The organism is Methanococcoides seepicolus (genome assembly GCF_023684405.1).
Taxonomy (GTDB): domain Archaea; phylum Halobacteriota; class Methanosarcinia; order Methanosarcinales; family Methanosarcinaceae; genus Methanococcoides; species Methanococcoides seepicolus.
Genome location: NZ_JAGSOI010000003.1, coordinates 1 through 17,077, shown reverse-complemented (window position 1 = coordinate 17,077; position 17,077 = coordinate 1). Strand labels below are relative to the sequence as shown.

Below are 17,077 nucleotides of genomic sequence, written 5' to 3'. Positions count from 1 at the left end.
GTATTTAATAATCCATAATTAGAATAATGGTACTCAGGCTATTATTTATAAGGCATGAGTAATATCAAAACGTATATATTTGAATGGAATTCCCGTATCACATCGGAGGGAACTTATGGGCGTAATGGGATCATTTAAGAAATTCTTCAAAAGGATGTTTAACAAAAAGAATGCACGAATCGGTATTTATGGTCCGCCCAATGCAGGAAAGACCACACTTGCAAACCGGATACTCAGAGACTGGACAGGCGATGCCATGGGCTCAGTATCCCACATTGCTCACGAAACCCGCCGTGCAAGACGACGAGAAGGAGTTACCATCCAATCAAACGGTGGATCGATAAGTCTTGATATCATTGATACACCCGGACTTGCAACAAAGATCGATTTCCATGAGTTCATGGAACTGGGAATGAACGAAGCAGAATCCAAAAGAAGGGCAAAGGAAGCAACCGAAGGGGTCATTGAAGCAGTAAAGTGGCTGGAGAACCTTGACGGGGTCATACTGGTAATGGATGCAACTGAAGACCCATATACCCAGGTCAATGTTACGGTCATTGGGAATATGGAAGCAAGGAACTTACCGCTACTTATCGTTGCTAACAAGACAGACCTTCCGGAATCCTCAGCTACTTCAATAAGAGAAGCATTCCCACAGCATCCAATGGTAGCCATATCTGCCCTTGAGGGAAAGAACATCGATACTTTCTACGATGAAGTTGCAAAAAGGTTTGGGTGATCGATATGCAGGGAATTCAAATGGACCTGGTCTCAGAGGACAAACTCGCAAAAATGCAACCTGTGGAAAAGATTCGATTTATTATTGATGAAGTTAAGGATGGGAAGATCCTCGTTCTTGAAAAGGGGCTTACCCCTGAAGAAGAAGCAACGCTTATCGAAATGACGATGACACAGATCGAGCCTGATGATTTTGCAGGGATCGAGATGGAAAGTTATCCGAGCCAGACAGATAAATCATTGCTTGGAAAGCTGCTCAAGAAGAACGTAGTTCGAACCCGACTTACTGTGATAGGGCCTGCCAACAAGCTGAAAACCTTGAAGAAAGACCGTGACATGATAAGTGCACTCGTCTCAAGCAAATAATCATAAGTGGGACACCGAATGGATAACGCTGAAAAAAAACAAAAAGCAATAGAAGCCACTCATTCATTGTCTTCTTATGCCATGGGGACAGATGAGGTCAACATTGTCTGCACCTATGGAAAGATATCCATCTGGTACGGACGCCAGACAGCCGCTGTCATTGTAGGGCAAACCCTCATCAGCATCTCAAAGATAGACAAAACAGCGGTCCATGAAACTGAGCTCGTATGTGACTTCGATAAGATCACTGAATATGAAAGTAGTGGCTATATCCTGGTATCCTATGCGAAGACACATAATGGATATCGGGCCATGTTCAACATCCCATTTTACAGTAACAAAGCACTTTACCATCTGGCAGAGTCCATCATCGAAGATTTGAAGAAGGATGATGTGCACCTTGACATTTACTGGAACGGTGACGATTCAGACATCGATCGATTATCTGAGGAATTCAAGAATATCGAGGGATGGAAAGTAAAGGATATTACATATAAAGATGAGGGCAAGCACAGAGATGCCCCTAAACCATGAAAGGAATGAATATTTATGAAAGACGTATCTTCAATAAAATGTGAGCATTTGGTCTCATCCATGCAGCTTATGGCACACCACCTCGAAAGTGTTGCCAGCGACCTTGACAAGGAAAGTATCAGAAATATGATAGCAACCATCCTTGATGCGGACGGCATATTCGTGATGGGTGCGGGAAGATCAGGTCTTGTAGGAAAGGCATTTGCAATGCGTCTGATGCATCTTGGTCTGAAGTCCTACGTGGTCGGAGAATCCACTACACCTGCGGTTCACCCAGGAGACGTAGTTGTCACAATATCCGGATCAGGAGAAACGAAATCGATCTCCAATCTTGGAAAGATCACAAAGGATATCGGATCAAAGCTCATCACCATTACATCCAACAGCGATTCCACACTCGGCAATCTTTCAGATGTCACCATGGAAATCAAGGGGAGGACAAAGGAAGATACTGGCGGATACCTTGAAAGGCATATGCGCGGAGACTATTCAAATCTCACGCCCCTGGGAACTTCTTTTGAGATATCATCCATGGTATTCCTTGATGCCGTTATTGCAGAGCTTATCTCCATTACCGGAGCATCCGAGGACGATCTTAAGTCACGTCATGCTAAACTTGAGTAAGGGGAAGACATCATGAGCGGCAGAGGATTTGCACAACGTGTTCTCGATGTTGATATATCAGGTATCAGAAAGATGTTCGAGGCTGCCGGTTCAGATGCGGTCAATCTGGGACTTGGGCAACCGGATTTTGATACGCCCGACCATATTCGGCAAGCGGCCATCGATGCCATTAACGAAGGATTTACCGGATACACGTACGGTGCCGGGATCATTGAACTAAGGGAAGCGTTAAGCCAGAAGTTCCGGGAAGAGAATGGTTTCGAGGTGAGTACTGACGGTATTATCGTTACCTCAGGTGCATCCGAAGCGCTGGAAATAGCCATCGCAGCACTCGTTGATCCGGGAGATGAGATAATCATCTCCGACCCGGGATTCGTATCCTATAATGCCCTTGCAGGCTTCATGGGCGGAAAGGTAATCGGAGTCCCGCTGGGAGAAGGTCTTACCATGAGACCGGAAGATGTAATGGAGAAGATCACCCCCAGAACAAAGGCGGTCATCGTGAACTCCCCTTGCAATCCCACCGGAGGAGTGCTTTCAAAAAACGACATCAAGGCCTATGCCGAGATAGCAGACGATAATGACATCACGCTGATCTCCGATGAGGTCTACGAGCATTTCCTTTACGAAGGAGAGCACGTCAGCCCTGCAAAGTTCACTGACAATGTCATAACGGTCAATGCGGTCTCAAAGACATATGCAATGACCGGATGGCGTGTCGGATACACTGCTGCGAACCAAGAATATACCGAGCAGATGCTAAAGGTCCATCAATACGTGCAGGCATGCGCGAACTCCATTGCACAAAAAGCAGCTCTTGCCGCCATTACCGGCCCGCAGGACTTTGTTTATACAATGCGCGATGAGTTCAAAAGACGCAGGGATTTCCTTGTTGAAGGCGTCAATGCACTGGGAATGGAATGTGAACCCCCAAAAGGCGCATTCTACATATTCCCAAAAGTGGAGAACAGCACCGAAGTTGCCACTAAGCTGGTAGCTAACGGAGTAGTTGTCGTACCAGGAACAGCTTTTGGTGAGAACGGAGATGGCTACATACGAATGTCTTATGCAACATCAATGGATGAGATAAAAAGAGCTTTACAGATAATGGAAAAAGTACTCTGAACAGTCCTATAAAGGACCTGTTCATTTTTATTAGATCTTGAAGTTCATTTAAGATCGGCTTTATCGAGTTCTTCACCCAATTCTTCGCTTAATTTAGCTGCTTCTTCAGCCATTTCTTCGCTTAGTTCTCTAGCTGCTTCTTCAGCCGCTTCTTTTGCTTCCTTCTCATTTTTGGTCTCTTCGATCATCTCAACTAGCCTGTCGACGATAGAATCGAGATTCTCACCTGTTGCGGTTGACATTTTCACATCAACGAAATCAGGTATTTTGAAGAGATCATGGTCACACTTGTTCGCAACAACATAGACCGGCATTTCAAAGTTTGCCACGACTTCATCAAGAAGACGTTTCTGATCAGCGATCTCGTAACCGCATGTCTCACTTGCATCGAGAATGAAAAGTACAACTGCATCAAGATGTTTTATCGCAGTGATCGCCTGAAGTTCCACCTCGTTCCTTTCAGACATCGGCCTGTCAAGAAGACCAGGAGTATCAATTACCTGATACCTGTCATGGTTCCTTTCGAAATGTCCGATAAGAACACCCTTTGTCGTAAAAGGATAGGAAGCTATTTCCGGCTTTGCACCGGTGACCATTGCAACAAAGCTTGATTTCCCAACGTTAGGATAACCTGCGACTACAATTGTAGGTTCCTCCCGTACATCCGGGAACTTCCTCATGATATTACGGGCTTCGTTCAGGAAAATAAGATGCTTACTAATAGAACCTATCACAGAACTCATACGGCCAAATGCCTCTTTTCGGGTCTTAACCGGGTCCTTGCTTTTTCTTATCTTACCCACATATTCCCTTGAGATCTCATGGATCTTGTTACTTGCCCAGTCAGCAGAACCAAGAGCGATACGAAGGTCATCGATACCTACTACGATATCAGTAAGTTCATAATAAAAATCCGAAAGATCATCAAAGTTTGGAAAACGCCTGACAGTATTTGCAAGATTATCAGATAGGATATTCCCAGAGGTCATTATCATAGACTCATGTGCTTTCATTGCACCGTCCCTATCCCTTACCGTCTTTCCTGCCTTTGCACGCGCTGCTCTCCGAAATGCTTTATCAATAAGCTCGTCCGAAGTCGGAACCGTGTGAATCTTCTCAAATATCATGATCTTTTACCTATAATTAGCTATAATCAGCTTCAAACTCGCATAAGCTATATATTAGTGTTCCTCGAAGTATAGCCCTCTAAATAAAAAGATTATTAATTATCATTCATTGCAATTCTTACAACATGTATATATAGTCCTATTCAGATAAATCCACTAGGAGATAACGGTGAGCTTATGGAATTAACCCCCATTCAAAAAGAGATAATCATTGAATTGATCAACCTTCAGCGTCAGAAGGCATCAGCAGTTAAAGGTGAGGAGATCGCCGAGTTAATAGACAGGAATCCGGGGACTGTCAGGAATCAGATGCAATCACTAAAAATGCTGGGACTTGTAGAGGGAGTTCCGGGTCCAAAAGGTGGATACAGAGCAACCGGTGATGCATACGAAGCCCTGAACGTCACTGCAATGGACAAGGAAGCAGAAGTTCCCATCTACAAAAATGAAACGATAGTAAAAGGTGCCACTGTTGCAGAGATCAGTTTTACAACAGTGAGGCATCCTGACCTGTGCAATGGCAGGATAAAAGTGCTTGGGAACATCAAGGCATTCAACAGTGGAGATCGAGTCCAAGTAGGACCAACCCCTGTGAACCGACTTATAGTAAGGGGAGATGTAGTTGGCCGGGACGATACTGAGAACTTACTTCTTTTTGAAATAACGGAAATGGTATCCCTACCAAAGAAATCCATCAAACATTATATTAAAAAAGACACCATTTCGGTAGAACCGAATTCCACTATACAAGAAGCTGCCCGGATCTTTATAACGAACAAGATACACGGCGCCCCAGTGGAAGATAATGGAAAGATAGTTGGAATAGTAACTTTCATGGACATAGGAGAAACCCTTGCAAGCGGGAAGATGACCCTGAAAATAAAGGACATAATGACAAAGAATGTCATTACAATAGATGGCGAATCATCCCTTAGTGATGCAGCTCATATGTTCGATGAACACAACATTGGAAGGCTTATCGTAACCATTGATGGAGTTCCAAGAGGAATGATATCAAGAACAGATGTATTGCATGAACTGGTCATATACTGATATGACCTTAATGCCTTCTTTTTTTCATTTCTTCAGCAATATCCTCAAGAGTAATGTCAGTAGCTGCAAGCATTACCAGCAGATGGAACAACAGATCAGAGGTTTCATAGATTATCTCAGCCCGGTCATTATCCTTGACAGCAAGGATCGTTTCAGCAGTTTCCTCACCTACTTTTTCGAGCACTTTGTTTATACCTTTCCTGTGATCAAGAAGAGAACAAACATAAGAACCCTCCACAGGATTGTTCTTGCGGTCCATTATCACATCGAATACTTCGTTCAGAACAGACATATCTGCATCAGTCATTGGAAAACCTCTATATTGAACATAAATTTTAGGATCGTAGTACCCAGTCTATTTAGCTAATAGGATTACATCATTAAAAAGGATTTCAATGATATTTACGCATATCATCCCCCTCCCACATATAATATTCCCCAATATGCCATTGAAGACATCATGCAACTATCCGATGTTTATTTATAGCTAAACTCTCAAAATAAATATTGTAGTATTTTTGAAGCCACCCGTATTGGCAGACAAATCGTTTTTAGACACAAGGGAGGAAGATATCTTGATAGCAGAAAGTATACAGGTTAAGGACGTAATGACAAGGGGAGTAGTGACGGTACCTTTTGAGTCGAATGCGGTAGAGATAGCAAAGGTGATGGCTGACCAGAACGTATCCACAGTTGTGGCCATAGAGGACGGCGGTGAGACCTTTGGGATCATATCTGATATTGACATCTTAGGACGGATGAAGGATAAGAACTGGGAACTATCATCTGTGGAAGACCTGATGTCAGATTCGGTTGAAACCGTCAGTCCAAATGCAACCGTTCACGATGTTGCTGACATGATGGTCGATAAAAGAGTACACCGCCTGATAGTCATGTCAGAAGAGACTGTTGGAGCATCCTACAGACCAATAGGCATCATCAGCTCCAGCGATATCATAAAAGAGCTGTTCTGGAAATAAAAGAAACAGCTCGCTAAAATAATGAAGAAATAAAATAAGGTGTATTGACGTTGGTGTGTAATCCGAACACAATATGACGGAATTGTTGTTGGTTTATACCAACGTCGAACCCCCAATTATCAATATTCTAATATATCTTTTTTGGTCAACTTATAAAAAAGAACTGAGAGATATCTCAGATATTTCTTGGGTCAGTTATCACACCGGTCAGTGCAGATGCTGCAGCTGTTGCAGGTGAACTAAGATATACGAATGATTCAGGGCTGCCTTCCCTTCCTCTGAAGTTACGGTTGGATGTTGCAAGTCCCACTTCACCGTCACCAAGCAGACCAAAGGAACCGCCCATACATGGTCCACAGCATGGTGATTCCACAATTGCACCGGCTTCCATGAACTGCTCCACGTATCCTGCACGCAGCACTTTCATATACTCGGTCCTTGATGCAGGGATGATCAAAAGACGTACATCCTTTGCAACAGGCTCGTCACCCATCATCTCAGCCACGATCTTGATGTCCTCAAAGCGACCGTTGGTACATGAACCTACGAATACCTGATCGACCTTTGTACCTTCCACTTCAGAGACCGGTTTTACATTGTCCACGTTGTGAGGACATGCCACCTGTGGCTCAAGATCGGAAACATCATAATCATGGAACTCAGCATATTCGGCATCCTCATCGGACTTCCAGTATGGATCGAACTCATAGTCAGGAATGCGCTCCTTAAGATATGCCTCTGTGGTCTTGTCAGCTTCAATGATACCTGCTTTACCGCCCATTTCAATTGCCATATTGGAAATGGTCATACGCTCGGACATCGTAAGGCCTTCAATGGTGGAACCCGCATACTCAGCAGCCATATATCTTGCACCTTCTGCACCGACATCACCTATCATGTGCAGTATAAGGTCCTTTGAATAGACGTGTTTTGGAAGCTTTCCATTGGCTTCGAACCTGATGGTCTCAGGGACCCTGAACCAGAGCTTACCTGATGCAAACACCGCTGCCATATCAGTAGAACCGACACCTGTAGAGAATGCACCAAGAGACCCGTATGCACAAGTATGGGAATCAGACCCCACAATAAGGTCACCAGGCCTTACATGACCCATTTCAGGCATGACCTGATGGCATACGCCCTCATAGACATCATAGTTCAGAATTCCCTGTTCCTTTGCAAACTTCCTGAGCATGATATGGTTTGCAGAAGCATTGAGAGAATCAGCAGGAACCTGATGGTCAAAGACTATCACGATCTTGCTTGGGTCCCACACCTTTTTCTCTTCCTTGTCACGCATGATGTCATAAAAACCATCTACTGCAAGGGGACCAGTGATATCGTGAGTCATTGCACGGTCGATGTTCGCAAGTACGAAATCCCCGGCTTTAACCGTTTTTCCTGAAGCTTTTGAAAAGATCTTCTCAGAGATCGTCATTGGATGATCATTAGTATTGGACATGGTAATCACTGCATTTAATGAGTACCTTATAAATAAAACAATCGATTAGCAGCTTCACTTATTCAATTTAATTGCAAACTCCGAGTTCCCATTATGATCGTGCACAATAAAAAGGACCTCATCGACATCTGAAGAACCCTTAGAGATGGCGATAGTATGAGAAGAGGCATCATTGGCCTCGAATTTCTCATAAAGGAGAACAGTATCTTTCAGCTCAGTAACATACCTGTCCAGCAGGCCCTTTGCGAGCAAAACAGCATCCTCATCGGAAATAGGCTTTCCCAACCCCTCACATTCAGAGGTCAGCAACTTGCCACACTCGACATAGAAAGGATAGGTCCCACAAAGCATCGGCCTGCTACCATAGATGCCACACCTGTTGCTACCATCCTCACCAATAAAAGAACAATTGCCATTCGCCTTCCTTTTCAGCATCCATCCAAACGTATGATACCGGCCCTGAGAGTCCACTTCTAACTCATGTGAATACTCATTCACAGCATCTGCAAAAGAAACATCAGACATATCAGGCAACATTGGGAAGACCGCATCGTCAAGGGAGCAGTCCTGCAATGAACGAATGTCAGAAGATGTCAAAAAAACGCGATTGTCCCCACAGGAACGCCTACAGCATTTACCACACATGGAACAGGTAAAACCGATACTACGTATCTGCGATGCCAGATCTTCACAAGAAATATTTTCGGCAGCTTCAAGCTCTTCTTTGAGTTCATTGACAAGACGCTGCCTATAATCCGAGAACATGATCAGCCTACAAATTATTCAAGCTCATTCCGTATTCTCATCAACACCGACCGCGTTAAGGAATTTCTTAACAACCGCCTCATTGACAAGTCTGAGAAGTGTCTGCCTATCCTTTATATCACTGAACACACCAAGCGGGATCTGGGCCCCTGCTGCATTGGAGTGACCTCCAGCAGCCTTTTCTCCGAACGCACGCCTAAGGACCTCCCCGAGATTTATCCTGATGTCATTGCTTCGACCTGAGATGAAGATACGGTCATCGGACACACCGAAAACAATAGACGTGGAGATGCCTTCAAGGCTGAGAAGGTAATCCGATGCCTGCGGAAGGGCATCGCGGTCCCTTATGACACCAACGTTCGACAACAGATAGCTACCAATGACCTGCTTGTTAAGAATAGCCTTTCCCAGAATATCAAGCGTCTCGATCGACATTGAAGGGCGTTCGAGCTGGTCAAGTATTTCATGGTCCGCCAATGGGTAAAGGTAAGCAGCTGCAGAAAGATCTGCTGAATCGGTATTCCTCTTGAAATCCAAGGTATCGGTCCTGATACCGTAAAGCAAAGCAGTTGCAAGAACCTGTTCGATCTCGATGTTCAATTCCTGCAGATATTTGGTAAGGATCGTTGCAGATGCTCCCACATTAGGACGAATATCCACAAAATCAGCATCGATATCCGAGTCCCCCAGTGGATGATGGTCCAGAACGATACCGAGATGCATTCCAGGAGATAACATATTATTAGCTCCCGGAACCGCACAATCCACCATTGCGATATCAGAAAAATCAGAAAGGCTATGCTCTTCCATTCTGTTAAGGTCGATACCCAGTAGATTCACGAATGCCTTGTTCTCCTGATGTCCGATCTCACCATGATACAATATAGAGGACTTAACATCAAATGAATCCGCGATCTTTTGCAGTGCAAGTGCACTGGAAATAGCATCCGGATCGGGATTGTCATGAACTACGATAGCAAGTGCATTGCCGGACATATCCTTGAACCATTGGGACAGCTTGTTCCCACGGTGAACAACCTCTGCACGTCCAAGCGATCTTGCAAGCGATTTTGCAACCAATCGGGATGGCATCAACACAAGGTCTGCACCGAGAGCTTCCATCTCCTGCAGATTGATGGCATCAGATGCCCTTGCCACACAATAAGCATCATTTATACCCAAAGTGGGTATTATCTCAAGTGCCTTTTTGTTGGCCTCATTGTCAGAACTAAGAACAAGAACGCCTGTAAGCTCTTTGAGGTTCAATTGTTTGTAGACCTCAGGGTCAGAAATATCCCCTGCAATGGCCTCATACGCATCTTCGCGTAACGTTTCAACTTTTTGCGAATCCTTATCAACGATTATAAGGTCTTTATCGAGCTCACGGAGCTCCTTTGCGACAGCAAAACCGATACTGCCACTTCCCAAGATCAGATAAGTGGGATTTTGCCACTTCTTGTCCGGGACATCTATTTCTTTCAAAGTGGGTATATTGATACCTCCTCGTAAGCTATAATTAATTGTTCGCTATTAAGCGTCTTTCGGAAAACGTATATATACATGAACGCTTCCACCGGAAATGAAGACATACCCAATCCGTACTCATTGAAGTCAAAATAACCAGATTGATAGAACTAAATACGATGCAAACAGAAGAATATATGAAGAACATGAAGGGGATCACAACTTCAAGAATGAAAACGATCGATGAGAATTGCGAGCACTTGGGATTAAAAGGACTCCAGCTTATGGAAAATGCCGGAGCTGCCATTGCCCATGAAGTGAAGGAACGCATTCAAAAAGGAAATGTGCTCATCGTTGCAGGAAGGGGGAATAACGGAGGCGATGCTTTTGTTGCTGCCAGACATCTGGTATACGACCCTGCAATTACAGTCAATATTGCACTCATTGGATCGGCTTCGGGAATAAGGACCCAGGATTCAATGCACAATTTCGCTCTTCTTGAACATTGTAGAATTGAGGGGTTCATTGAGATAACAGATCCCCAACAGCTTAAAGCAACTAGATGGCTTGACGACGCAGACCTGATAGTGGATGCATTACTGGGAACAGGCATCACCGGAAAGTTAAGGGAAACTGAAGCAACAGTGATAGACCTTATCAACGATTCAAAGGTCCCGGTAGTTGCTGTTGATGTACCTTCAGGATTCGATCCCGAGGGAGGGAAATTCGATAGATCGGTACGTGCGGATATTACTCTCACTTTTCACAGGATGAAAAAGGGACTGGCATCAGACCATGCTAAAGAATACACATCCGAGGTCAAGGTCATCAACATAGGAGTTTGTGAGGATGCTGAGACATACGTTGGAAAAGGGGATATCGCTGCATTCCGAACAAGATCCAGGGATAGCCACAAAGGGCAACATGGAAGGATGCTCATTATCGGAGGCGGGCCTTACTCCGGTGCTCCTGCACTCACTGCCATGGCAGCATTGCGTACCGGTGCAGACATAGTGACAGTGGCAGCCCCTGCAAATGTTGCAGACATCATAGCTTCCTTCTCACCGAACATCATTGTGAAAGCTCTTTCTTCCAATATCCTGTGTGAGAAGGATATTGACACCGTTGCCAAACTCATAGAAGGCCATGACGTAGTGGTCATGGGAATGGGACTCGGAAGGGACGAGCGGACGAAAGATACTGTCTCGAAGATCGTTCCCCTTTGCAAAAAAGTGGTTGTCGATGCAGACGGACTTTACGGGATAGCCCTTCCTGTGCCAGAAGACATTGAGATGATCATCACGCCACATGCAGGAGAATTTACTGCACTGGGCGGAAATGGTAAAGAGGACGCACTTGAGTTCTCAAAGAAGAACAATGTAACTGTCCTGCTTAAGGGTAAAGAGGACCACATAAGCAACGGAGAGCGGGTCGCCATCAATCATACCGGAAATCCGGGAATGACGGTCGGCGGCACAGGAGATGTTCTTGCCGGAATAACAGGGGCTCTTTTTGCAATTGCGCCTGCGATGGATGCGGCATGTGGTGCAGCTTATATCAATGGAGTAGCCGGAGACCTTGCTTTTGAAAGGTGGGGGCACGGGTTGCTTGCAACAGATATTATTGATATGATAACAGAAGTAATGAAATAAAGGGAGTGGGAATATGGATACAGAAAGAAAAATAATAGTCGATATCGAAAGGAACCGGCTTCGTGTAGTAGTAAGTCATGGAGAGGACGAGGAAATTGTCAAGCTCTCGATCCCTGAAGCACGGGAACTCATGTCAAAAATGCAGGATGCAATTCTTGATTATGACCAGAGGAAACAGGTGCGTATCGATTAAATATTGGAGAAATGTTAATGCAGGAATTCAGTCACATTAAAGATGACCGTGCTTACATGGTCGACATAAGTAACAAAGACACGGTTGTCAGGTATGCGACAGCTTCCGGAAAAATAAAACTTCATGGAGAAACTGCCGAGAAGATACGCAGTGGAAGTGTGGAAAAAGGAAACGTCCTTGCCACAGCGAGGACCGCTGCCATACTTGCAGTAAAGAGAACGCCGGACCTGATTCCGATGTGCCACCAGATACCGATAACTTCCGTAGATGTGGAATTTGAGATCGGCGAAGGTGATGTTACTGCCAATGTTGAAGTAAGGTCCGTGGGCAGAACAGGTGTTGAAATGGAAGCACTTACAGGGGTTTCAGTTGCACTTCTCACGGTATGGGACATGGTAAAGTCTGCTGAAAAGGACAATACCGGCAATTACCCATCAACTGCAATTGAGAACATCCATGTTGTAAGGAAAGTGAAAGAGATCATTACAAACCAATGACTTTTAATGGTTCAATGTAGATAGGAAAGTTCATTGGCTGATAATTCGATTACTACAAAACGAGACAAGAGAGGTACATCATTTGAAGATCATAGCAGGACCTGCATCACAGTTACTTGCATCACGTGTGGCAAGAGAACTAAATATGGAACCAACCCTTTGCGAATTCAACCGTTTCCCCGACGGAGAGGTCTATACAAGGATACTCGAAGATATTGTCGATGATGTGACCATTATACAGAGCACACCCACAGACGCAGACCTTGTATCTCTGTTACAGCTTATCGATGCCTGTGAGGATGCACCCACGATCACAGTGGTTATACCTTACATGGGTTATGCAAGACAGGATAAGGCGTTCAGGTCTGGAGAAGCTATCAGTGCACGTGCTATTGCACGGACTATCCATGCTGACAGGGTCATCACGGTCAATATTCATGAGAAGAGCGTACTAGAACATTTCAATGCGGATTCCTTTGACCTTGACGCATCCCATTTGATAGGGAATTACATCAGATCACTGGGTCTGGAAGATCCGCTTATCATCGCACCTGACAAAGGAGCTATTGCCCTTGCAGAAAGTGCCGCAGCGGATGTAGGGATCGAGTACGATTACCTTGAAAAGACCAGACATTCCGGGGACACTGTAACTATCAAGACGAAGAACATCGATGTCACAGGGAAAGAGATCATTCTCATAGACGATATGATTGCCACAGGAGGCACTATGGCAGAGTCCATAAAACTGCTTCGTAGCCAGGGCGCCAAAGATGTTTACATCGCATGCGTGCATCCTGTGCTTACCAAGAACGGTGTCTTAAGGCTTTACAATGCTGGCGTCCATGAGATCATCGCATCGGACACTCTTGAAAAAGCACAAAGCAGCATCAGTGTTGCTCCGCTTATCGCTGATTTCCTGAAGAACATCTGAGAAATATAATCATACCGAAGTGGTTTACCATGGCGTTACCCGATATATGCCCACAGGACAACGAGCACCGATGTAAGAAAGAGCAATGCTACCTCTACCACATAGACTGGCGTACAGGCGAGGAGAACTGTTCCATCGGATACCGCGGGACTCACAAACAAAGCGATCAGATAGGAACTACTCGCGACACCTATGCGGAAGAGACTCGCAGACGACTTGGGAGTATCTCTGAAGCAACGATCGACAGGCATACGCCAGAACTTTTCACTATAGAAAAAGAGACCATTGAAGAGAAGAAAGAGATGGCCCCTCATATTAGTGAGATAAGAGAAACCATTGTGATGGAATCAGAGAATACCACAGTGATCGAATCACATGTTTCTGACCCAAAAACCGAAATGGTCAGGGAGATCACACCTTCGAAAGAAGATGCCGACAAAAAGGATAAGCTAAGCAAGATGATGGACTTGGGAGATATTTCCGAAGATTATGAGAAGGATTTTTGGAAATAAACATCTACCACCTTAATTTTTTCTTCATTATTAACTTCATCTCACAGGGATATTTCCTCCATTATGCCTTTATTGAAGAGAGCTTTAATGATTATATAATAGGAGAACATCTATAAAATGAGATGAAAAACGAACATGTCAGTGATATCTACGAGGCACTCCTCGAAAAGATAGGACATCTTCAATGGTGGCCTGCTGACACTCCTTTTGAAGTTGTGATCGGCACAATACTGACACAACAGACAAAATGGACCAATGTCGAGAAGGCCATAGAAGGTCTGAAGAAATATGATCTGATAGAACCTGAAAAACTTGCGAGAGCTGAACTGGAACTTATTGAAGAACTTGTCAGATGTTGCGGTTTTTACCGACAGAAAGCAAAACGTCTGAAAGGTATTGCAGGCTTCTTTGCCAGGGAAGGAATAGATAATGTATTTTCCTTGCCGACAACCCAGTTGCGCAACCTCATGCTTTCCCTCAATGGTGTGGGAAATGAGACTGCTGATAGTATTGTTCTTTACGCTGCTGATAAACCGAAGTTCGTGATCGATGCTTACACGACACGCATCATGAAATGTATCGGTATTGAAGGCAATTATATGCAACTTCAGGAGATGTTTGAAAAGAACCTTCCTGAAGATGTGTCGCTATATAAGGAATACCACGCATTGATAGTGGAGTATGCTAAGAGCTACTGCGGAAAGAAACAGTGTGACGACTGTGTACTGACCAAAGGATCAAAAGGAGAGGACTGAAAATGGAAAAAGAGACCTACCTCCAGATATATCAGCGGGCGAACACCCTTGAAGATGTAGATATATTAGCTATTGAATTTGAAGAAAGCACAGGGGTCATTGCAGCGATCCTCAATCAGAAAACGGTCTCAAAGGTCAAAAGGAAGATGGGGCAGCTTCAGAATAAAGCAAAGAACTTCCGATACCTCTGGGAAAAGGGCATGACCATCAATACGCTGGCACAGAATAATGATGTCCCAGCTACTTTAATGGCAAGTGTGATCATCAAGGAACTGGGTTACTCTAAAAAGCATGTCCTCAAGAATCTGTCCACACTGGACAACAGAAGACTTGCGATCGAAATAGAAGATGCGACCAACTCTGACCATTTCTTCTCCCCCAAAGCCCATGCACTTCAGGTTGTAAAAGGGAAGATGGGAGAGGACATTATAGGCAAATGGCTTGACCACTACAAGTTAGGTTACAGCACTGAAGAAGACCTGAGAGAACTAGGAATGCAGAAGACACCTGATTTTTTTCTTGACAAGACCCTCTATGTTGATGGCACTGAGATCGAGTGGATAGAAAGTAAGGCAATGTTCGGGGATGAAAAGGAGCACACCTACTATTTTAAAAAGCAGTTCCAGCATTATGAAAGGGACTATGGCACAGGAATGGTGATCTACTGGTACGGCCACCTTGATACCATAGAATTTGAAGGCAACCTTATACGTGACCACACTTTTTACATGGACCTGGATGCAAAAATTGATGCAGAAATAGACGAACTTCTGAGTTCGACCCTTTGAACAAAATAACTCACTTTCTTTTTACGTCCATGATGCTCAGTGTATGAACGTGGGCAACCTCTTCTTCCTCATATGACACGGCACCATCCATTATTGAGGCATGCGTACCCATCATCTCAAGCATGTCAGATACTTCGTCGAACCCCGGCGCACGCAGGTTGCTCATCTCGAAAATGTCCATCAGCGCGGATATTGCTGGCTTTTCAGTAGTGGCTGTGATACGGGTCATATAGATAAGTTTGTTTTGTACTATTAAAACCTACCGAGATGTAAATATTATAGATACATGCAAAATGTAAGCCTTAAAAGTTCATTCCGATCATGTTTATCAATGCACCGATGACCAGTGCGAGTGTAATGGTGAAAAGAGATATCACAGTTGTGTCTTTCCATCCAAGCTCGTGCTTTAGTATTGCAATGGTTGCAATGCATGGGATATAGATGGTGCTAATGACCGCGAAAGAGTACATTTGCAATGGCGTGAGTACCATGGCAAAATTTGCAGTTCCGGCAAGCACCGCCAGTATCTGCAACGCCATTTCTTTCCTGAGGATACCGAAGATAAGCGCAGTTGCTGCAAATGCCGGTAATCCAAAGATCCCTACTGAGATCGGCTCCACTGCATTCTGGAACACATCCAGAACACCAAGGGAATCGATCAGACCAAGTAATGCACTTCCAGCTACGAGCAACGGAAACGCAATATACATGAACTCACGGACACGCAACCAGGTCTTCTGGAAAGTAGCCCTTGGGTCTGGCTTGCGTAATGGGGCCATTTCCATTATAAGACCGGTCTTTTCTCCCGAAAGCCCTTTGCCGAGCACCCAGCCGGTAGCAAAGATGATCACAAGCTCAAGCACGTAGATGGAAATAGCTGCCCAATATCCCACAAAGGTGCCCACAAGTCCAATTATGATCACGGTCCTTGCAGAACATGGGGTCAGTGCTATCAGCACAGATGCTATCCTTTTCTCACGGATCGTATTCAGGGTGCGTGTAGACATTATTGCCGGGACATTACAACCCATACCAAGTACCAGAGGAATGATGGCCCTGCCGTGAAGCCCTACCTTGTGCGTCCAGTTATCAAGCAGGAAAGCTGCCCTTGTCAAATAACCGGAATCCTCGAACAGTGACAGTATCACGTAGAACACCGCAATGTAGGGAATAGCGATAGCGAACCCTGCCTCGACCCCCAGAAGAGAATAGATGATAACGTTACTGAGAACAGGGTGTGAACCTGCAAGCAGATTTTCTGCAGGAGAGATAAGAAATATCTCGAACAGAGAAACGATGCCCTCTTCGAGAAAACCGCCCACAGTAAAAACTACAAAGAACGTCAATAGAAGTGCAGCAACAAGTCCGGTAATACCCACATATTCTGAAGTGAGTACTGAATCGATCCTTTCTTTAAATGTGACCTTATGTTCGACCTGAGTGGTCAGCCTGTCAACGATATAACCTGCTTCACCGTAAAGGTCACGCACGATGGTATCCGAAATGGACAT

General features: G+C 44.6%; 21 protein-coding genes. 14 read left to right on the top strand and 7 right to left on the bottom strand.

Translation table 11 applies throughout. The features are described 5' to 3' along the window. Positions 1–115 precede the first annotated feature (115 nt). Genes KDK67_RS01185 through KDK67_RS01165 form a run of 5 tightly spaced genes read left to right on the top strand, consistent with a single transcriptional unit; the run spans position 116 to position 3,387 of the window. Positions 116–739 (top strand): Era-like GTP-binding protein, encoded by a 624-nt coding sequence (locus tag KDK67_RS01185; RefSeq protein WP_250867015.1) that lies wholly within the window; start codon positions 116–118, stop codon positions 737–739. Between the two features lie 5 nt (positions 740–744). Continuing rightward, positions 745–1,104, top strand: coding sequence for a DUF2073 domain-containing protein (locus KDK67_RS01180; RefSeq protein WP_250867014.1), 360 nt, complete (start codon positions 745–747; stop codon positions 1,102–1,104). An 18-nt stretch (positions 1,105–1,122) separates the two neighbouring features. Continuing rightward, a complete protein-coding gene (locus KDK67_RS01175) occupies positions 1,123–1,638 on the top strand; it encodes a hypothetical protein (RefSeq protein WP_250867013.1) in 516 nt (171 codons plus the stop codon). A gap of 15 nt (positions 1,639–1,653) precedes the next feature. After that, positions 1,654–2,262, top strand: a complete 609-nt coding sequence (hxlB, locus tag KDK67_RS01170) for a 6-phospho-3-hexuloisomerase (protein WP_250867012.1) — start codon at positions 1,654–1,656, stop codon at positions 2,260–2,262. Between the two features lie 12 nt (positions 2,263–2,274). Beyond that, the gene (locus KDK67_RS01165) at positions 2,275–3,387 is read left to right on the top strand and encodes a pyridoxal phosphate-dependent aminotransferase (RefSeq protein WP_250867011.1); all 1,113 of its coding nucleotides are present in this window, start codon (positions 2,275–2,277) and stop codon (positions 3,385–3,387) included. Positions 3,388–3,431: 44 nt separating this feature from the next. On the opposite strand, the gene KDK67_RS01160 is transcribed toward KDK67_RS01165, so the two are convergent. Beyond that, positions 3,432–4,514 (bottom strand): NOG1 family protein, encoded by a 1,083-nt coding sequence (locus KDK67_RS01160; protein ID WP_250867010.1) that lies wholly within the window; start codon positions 4,512–4,514, stop codon positions 3,432–3,434. A gap of 177 nt (positions 4,515–4,691) precedes the next feature. Between KDK67_RS01160 and KDK67_RS01155 the strand changes: the two genes are divergently transcribed. Further along, positions 4,692–5,567: a CBS domain-containing protein gene (locus tag KDK67_RS01155; protein ID WP_250867009.1), complete on the top strand. Its 876-nt coding sequence runs from the start codon at positions 4,692–4,694 to the stop codon at positions 5,565–5,567. Positions 5,568–5,574: 7 nt separating this feature from the next. On the opposite strand, the gene hisE is transcribed toward KDK67_RS01155, so the two are convergent. Next, positions 5,575–5,874, bottom strand: a complete 300-nt coding sequence (gene hisE / locus KDK67_RS01150) for a phosphoribosyl-ATP diphosphatase (RefSeq protein WP_250867008.1) — start codon at positions 5,872–5,874, stop codon at positions 5,575–5,577. 268 nt (positions 5,875–6,142) lie between these two features. Between hisE and KDK67_RS01145 the strand changes: the two genes are divergently transcribed. Further along, the gene (locus tag KDK67_RS01145; RefSeq protein WP_250867007.1) at positions 6,143–6,547 is read left to right on the top strand and encodes a CBS domain-containing protein; all 405 of its coding nucleotides are present in this window, start codon (positions 6,143–6,145) and stop codon (positions 6,545–6,547) included. Between the two features lie 175 nt (positions 6,548–6,722). Here the strand turns inward: KDK67_RS01145 and KDK67_RS01140 are convergent, their stop codons facing one another. Genes KDK67_RS01140 through KDK67_RS01130 form a run of 3 tightly spaced genes read right to left on the bottom strand, consistent with a single transcriptional unit; the run spans position 6,723 to position 10,247 of the window. Beyond that, the gene (locus KDK67_RS01140) at positions 6,723–8,009 is read right to left on the bottom strand and encodes a 3-isopropylmalate dehydratase large subunit (protein ID WP_250867006.1); all 1,287 of its coding nucleotides are present in this window, start codon (positions 8,007–8,009) and stop codon (positions 6,723–6,725) included. Positions 8,010–8,063: 54 nt separating this feature from the next. Then, the gene (locus KDK67_RS01135; RefSeq protein ID WP_250867005.1) at positions 8,064–8,774 is read right to left on the bottom strand and encodes a YkgJ family cysteine cluster protein; all 711 of its coding nucleotides are present in this window, start codon (positions 8,772–8,774) and stop codon (positions 8,064–8,066) included. 24 nt (positions 8,775–8,798) lie between these two features. Next, positions 8,799–10,247: a DHH family phosphoesterase gene (locus KDK67_RS01130; protein ID WP_250867091.1), complete on the bottom strand. Its 1,449-nt coding sequence runs from the start codon at positions 10,245–10,247 to the stop codon at positions 8,799–8,801. A 197-nt stretch (positions 10,248–10,444) separates the two neighbouring features. On the opposite strand from KDK67_RS01130, the gene KDK67_RS01125 reads away from it, so the two are divergent. The 7 genes from KDK67_RS01125 to KDK67_RS01095 all read left to right on the top strand — a co-directional run bounded on the left by KDK67_RS01125 (position 10,445) and on the right by KDK67_RS01095 (position 15,566). Then, positions 10,445–11,890, top strand: a complete 1,446-nt coding sequence (locus KDK67_RS01125) for an NAD(P)H-hydrate dehydratase (RefSeq protein ID WP_250867090.1) — start codon at positions 10,445–10,447, stop codon at positions 11,888–11,890. A gap of 13 nt (positions 11,891–11,903) precedes the next feature. After that, entirely contained in the window at positions 11,904–12,083 is a 180-nt protein-coding gene (locus tag KDK67_RS01120; protein WP_250867004.1) for a hypothetical protein, read from the top strand. A gap of 17 nt (positions 12,084–12,100) precedes the next feature. Next, complete coding sequence (gene moaC, locus KDK67_RS01115; RefSeq protein WP_420846914.1) at positions 12,101–12,580, top strand: cyclic pyranopterin monophosphate synthase MoaC; 480 nt, start codon at positions 12,101–12,103, stop codon at positions 12,578–12,580. Positions 12,581–12,662: 82 nt separating this feature from the next. Then, entirely contained in the window at positions 12,663–13,511 is an 849-nt protein-coding gene (locus tag KDK67_RS01110) for a ribose-phosphate diphosphokinase (RefSeq protein ID WP_250867002.1), read from the top strand. A gap of 29 nt (positions 13,512–13,540) precedes the next feature. Further along, positions 13,541–14,023, top strand: a complete 483-nt coding sequence (locus KDK67_RS01105) for a hypothetical protein (RefSeq protein WP_250867001.1) — start codon at positions 13,541–13,543, stop codon at positions 14,021–14,023. Positions 14,024–14,145: 122 nt separating this feature from the next. Further along, entirely contained in the window at positions 14,146–14,778 is a 633-nt protein-coding gene (locus KDK67_RS01100) for an endonuclease III domain-containing protein (protein ID WP_250867000.1), read from the top strand. A 2-nt stretch (positions 14,779–14,780) separates the two neighbouring features. After that, positions 14,781–15,566 carry a C15orf41 family protein gene (locus KDK67_RS01095; RefSeq protein ID WP_250866999.1) on the top strand — a complete coding sequence of 262 codons (786 nt, stop codon included), beginning with the start codon at positions 14,781–14,783 and terminating at the stop codon, positions 15,564–15,566. Positions 15,567–15,576: 10 nt separating this feature from the next. On the opposite strand, the gene KDK67_RS01090 is transcribed toward KDK67_RS01095, so the two are convergent. After that, entirely contained in the window at positions 15,577–15,795 is a 219-nt protein-coding gene (locus KDK67_RS01090) for a hypothetical protein (protein WP_250866998.1), read from the bottom strand. A 73-nt stretch (positions 15,796–15,868) separates the two neighbouring features. After that, a partial coding sequence (locus tag KDK67_RS01085) for a ferrous iron transporter B (protein WP_250866997.1) occupies positions 15,869–17,077 on the bottom strand: 1,209 nt, incomplete at its 5' end.

Bases quoted from the DNA above. Each gene is read 5' to 3' on its own strand.
- KDK67_RS01160 (WP_250867010.1), bottom strand. From the start codon at position 4,514: ATGATATTTGAGAAGATTCACACGGTTCCGACTTCGGACGAGCTTATT.
- KDK67_RS01100 (WP_250867000.1), top strand. From the start codon at position 14,146: ATGAAAAACGAACATGTCAGTGATATCTACGAGGCACTCCTCGAAAAG.
- KDK67_RS01090 (WP_250866998.1), bottom strand. From the start codon at position 15,795: ATGACCCGTATCACAGCCACTACTGAAAAGCCAGCAATATCCGCGCTG.
- hxlB (WP_250867012.1), top strand. From the start codon at position 1,654: ATGAAAGACGTATCTTCAATAAAATGTGAGCATTTGGTCTCATCCATG.
- KDK67_RS01185 (WP_250867015.1), top strand. From the start codon at position 116: ATGGGCGTAATGGGATCATTTAAGAAATTCTTCAAAAGGATGTTTAAC.
- KDK67_RS01140 (WP_250867006.1), bottom strand. From the start codon at position 8,009: ATGTCCAATACTAATGATCATCCAATGACGATCTCTGAGAAGATCTTT.
- KDK67_RS01135 (WP_250867005.1), bottom strand. From the start codon at position 8,774: ATGTTCTCGGATTATAGGCAGCGTCTTGTCAATGAACTCAAAGAAGAG.
- moaC (WP_420846914.1), top strand. From the start codon at position 12,101: ATGCAGGAATTCAGTCACATTAAAGATGACCGTGCTTACATGGTCGAC.
- KDK67_RS01105 (WP_250867001.1), top strand. From the start codon at position 13,541: ATGGCGTTACCCGATATATGCCCACAGGACAACGAGCACCGATGTAAG.
- KDK67_RS01155 (WP_250867009.1), top strand. From the start codon at position 4,692: ATGGAATTAACCCCCATTCAAAAAGAGATAATCATTGAATTGATCAAC.
- KDK67_RS01165 (WP_250867011.1), top strand. From the start codon at position 2,275: ATGAGCGGCAGAGGATTTGCACAACGTGTTCTCGATGTTGATATATCA.
- hisE (WP_250867008.1), bottom strand. From the start codon at position 5,874: ATGACTGATGCAGATATGTCTGTTCTGAACGAAGTATTCGATGTGATA.
- KDK67_RS01120 (WP_250867004.1), top strand. From the start codon at position 11,904: ATGGATACAGAAAGAAAAATAATAGTCGATATCGAAAGGAACCGGCTT.
- KDK67_RS01175 (WP_250867013.1), top strand. From the start codon at position 1,123: ATGGATAACGCTGAAAAAAAACAAAAAGCAATAGAAGCCACTCATTCA.
- KDK67_RS01180 (WP_250867014.1), top strand. From the start codon at position 745: ATGCAGGGAATTCAAATGGACCTGGTCTCAGAGGACAAACTCGCAAAA.
- KDK67_RS01125 (WP_250867090.1), top strand. From the start codon at position 10,445: ATGAAGGGGATCACAACTTCAAGAATGAAAACGATCGATGAGAATTGC.
- KDK67_RS01095 (WP_250866999.1), top strand. From the start codon at position 14,781: ATGGAAAAAGAGACCTACCTCCAGATATATCAGCGGGCGAACACCCTT.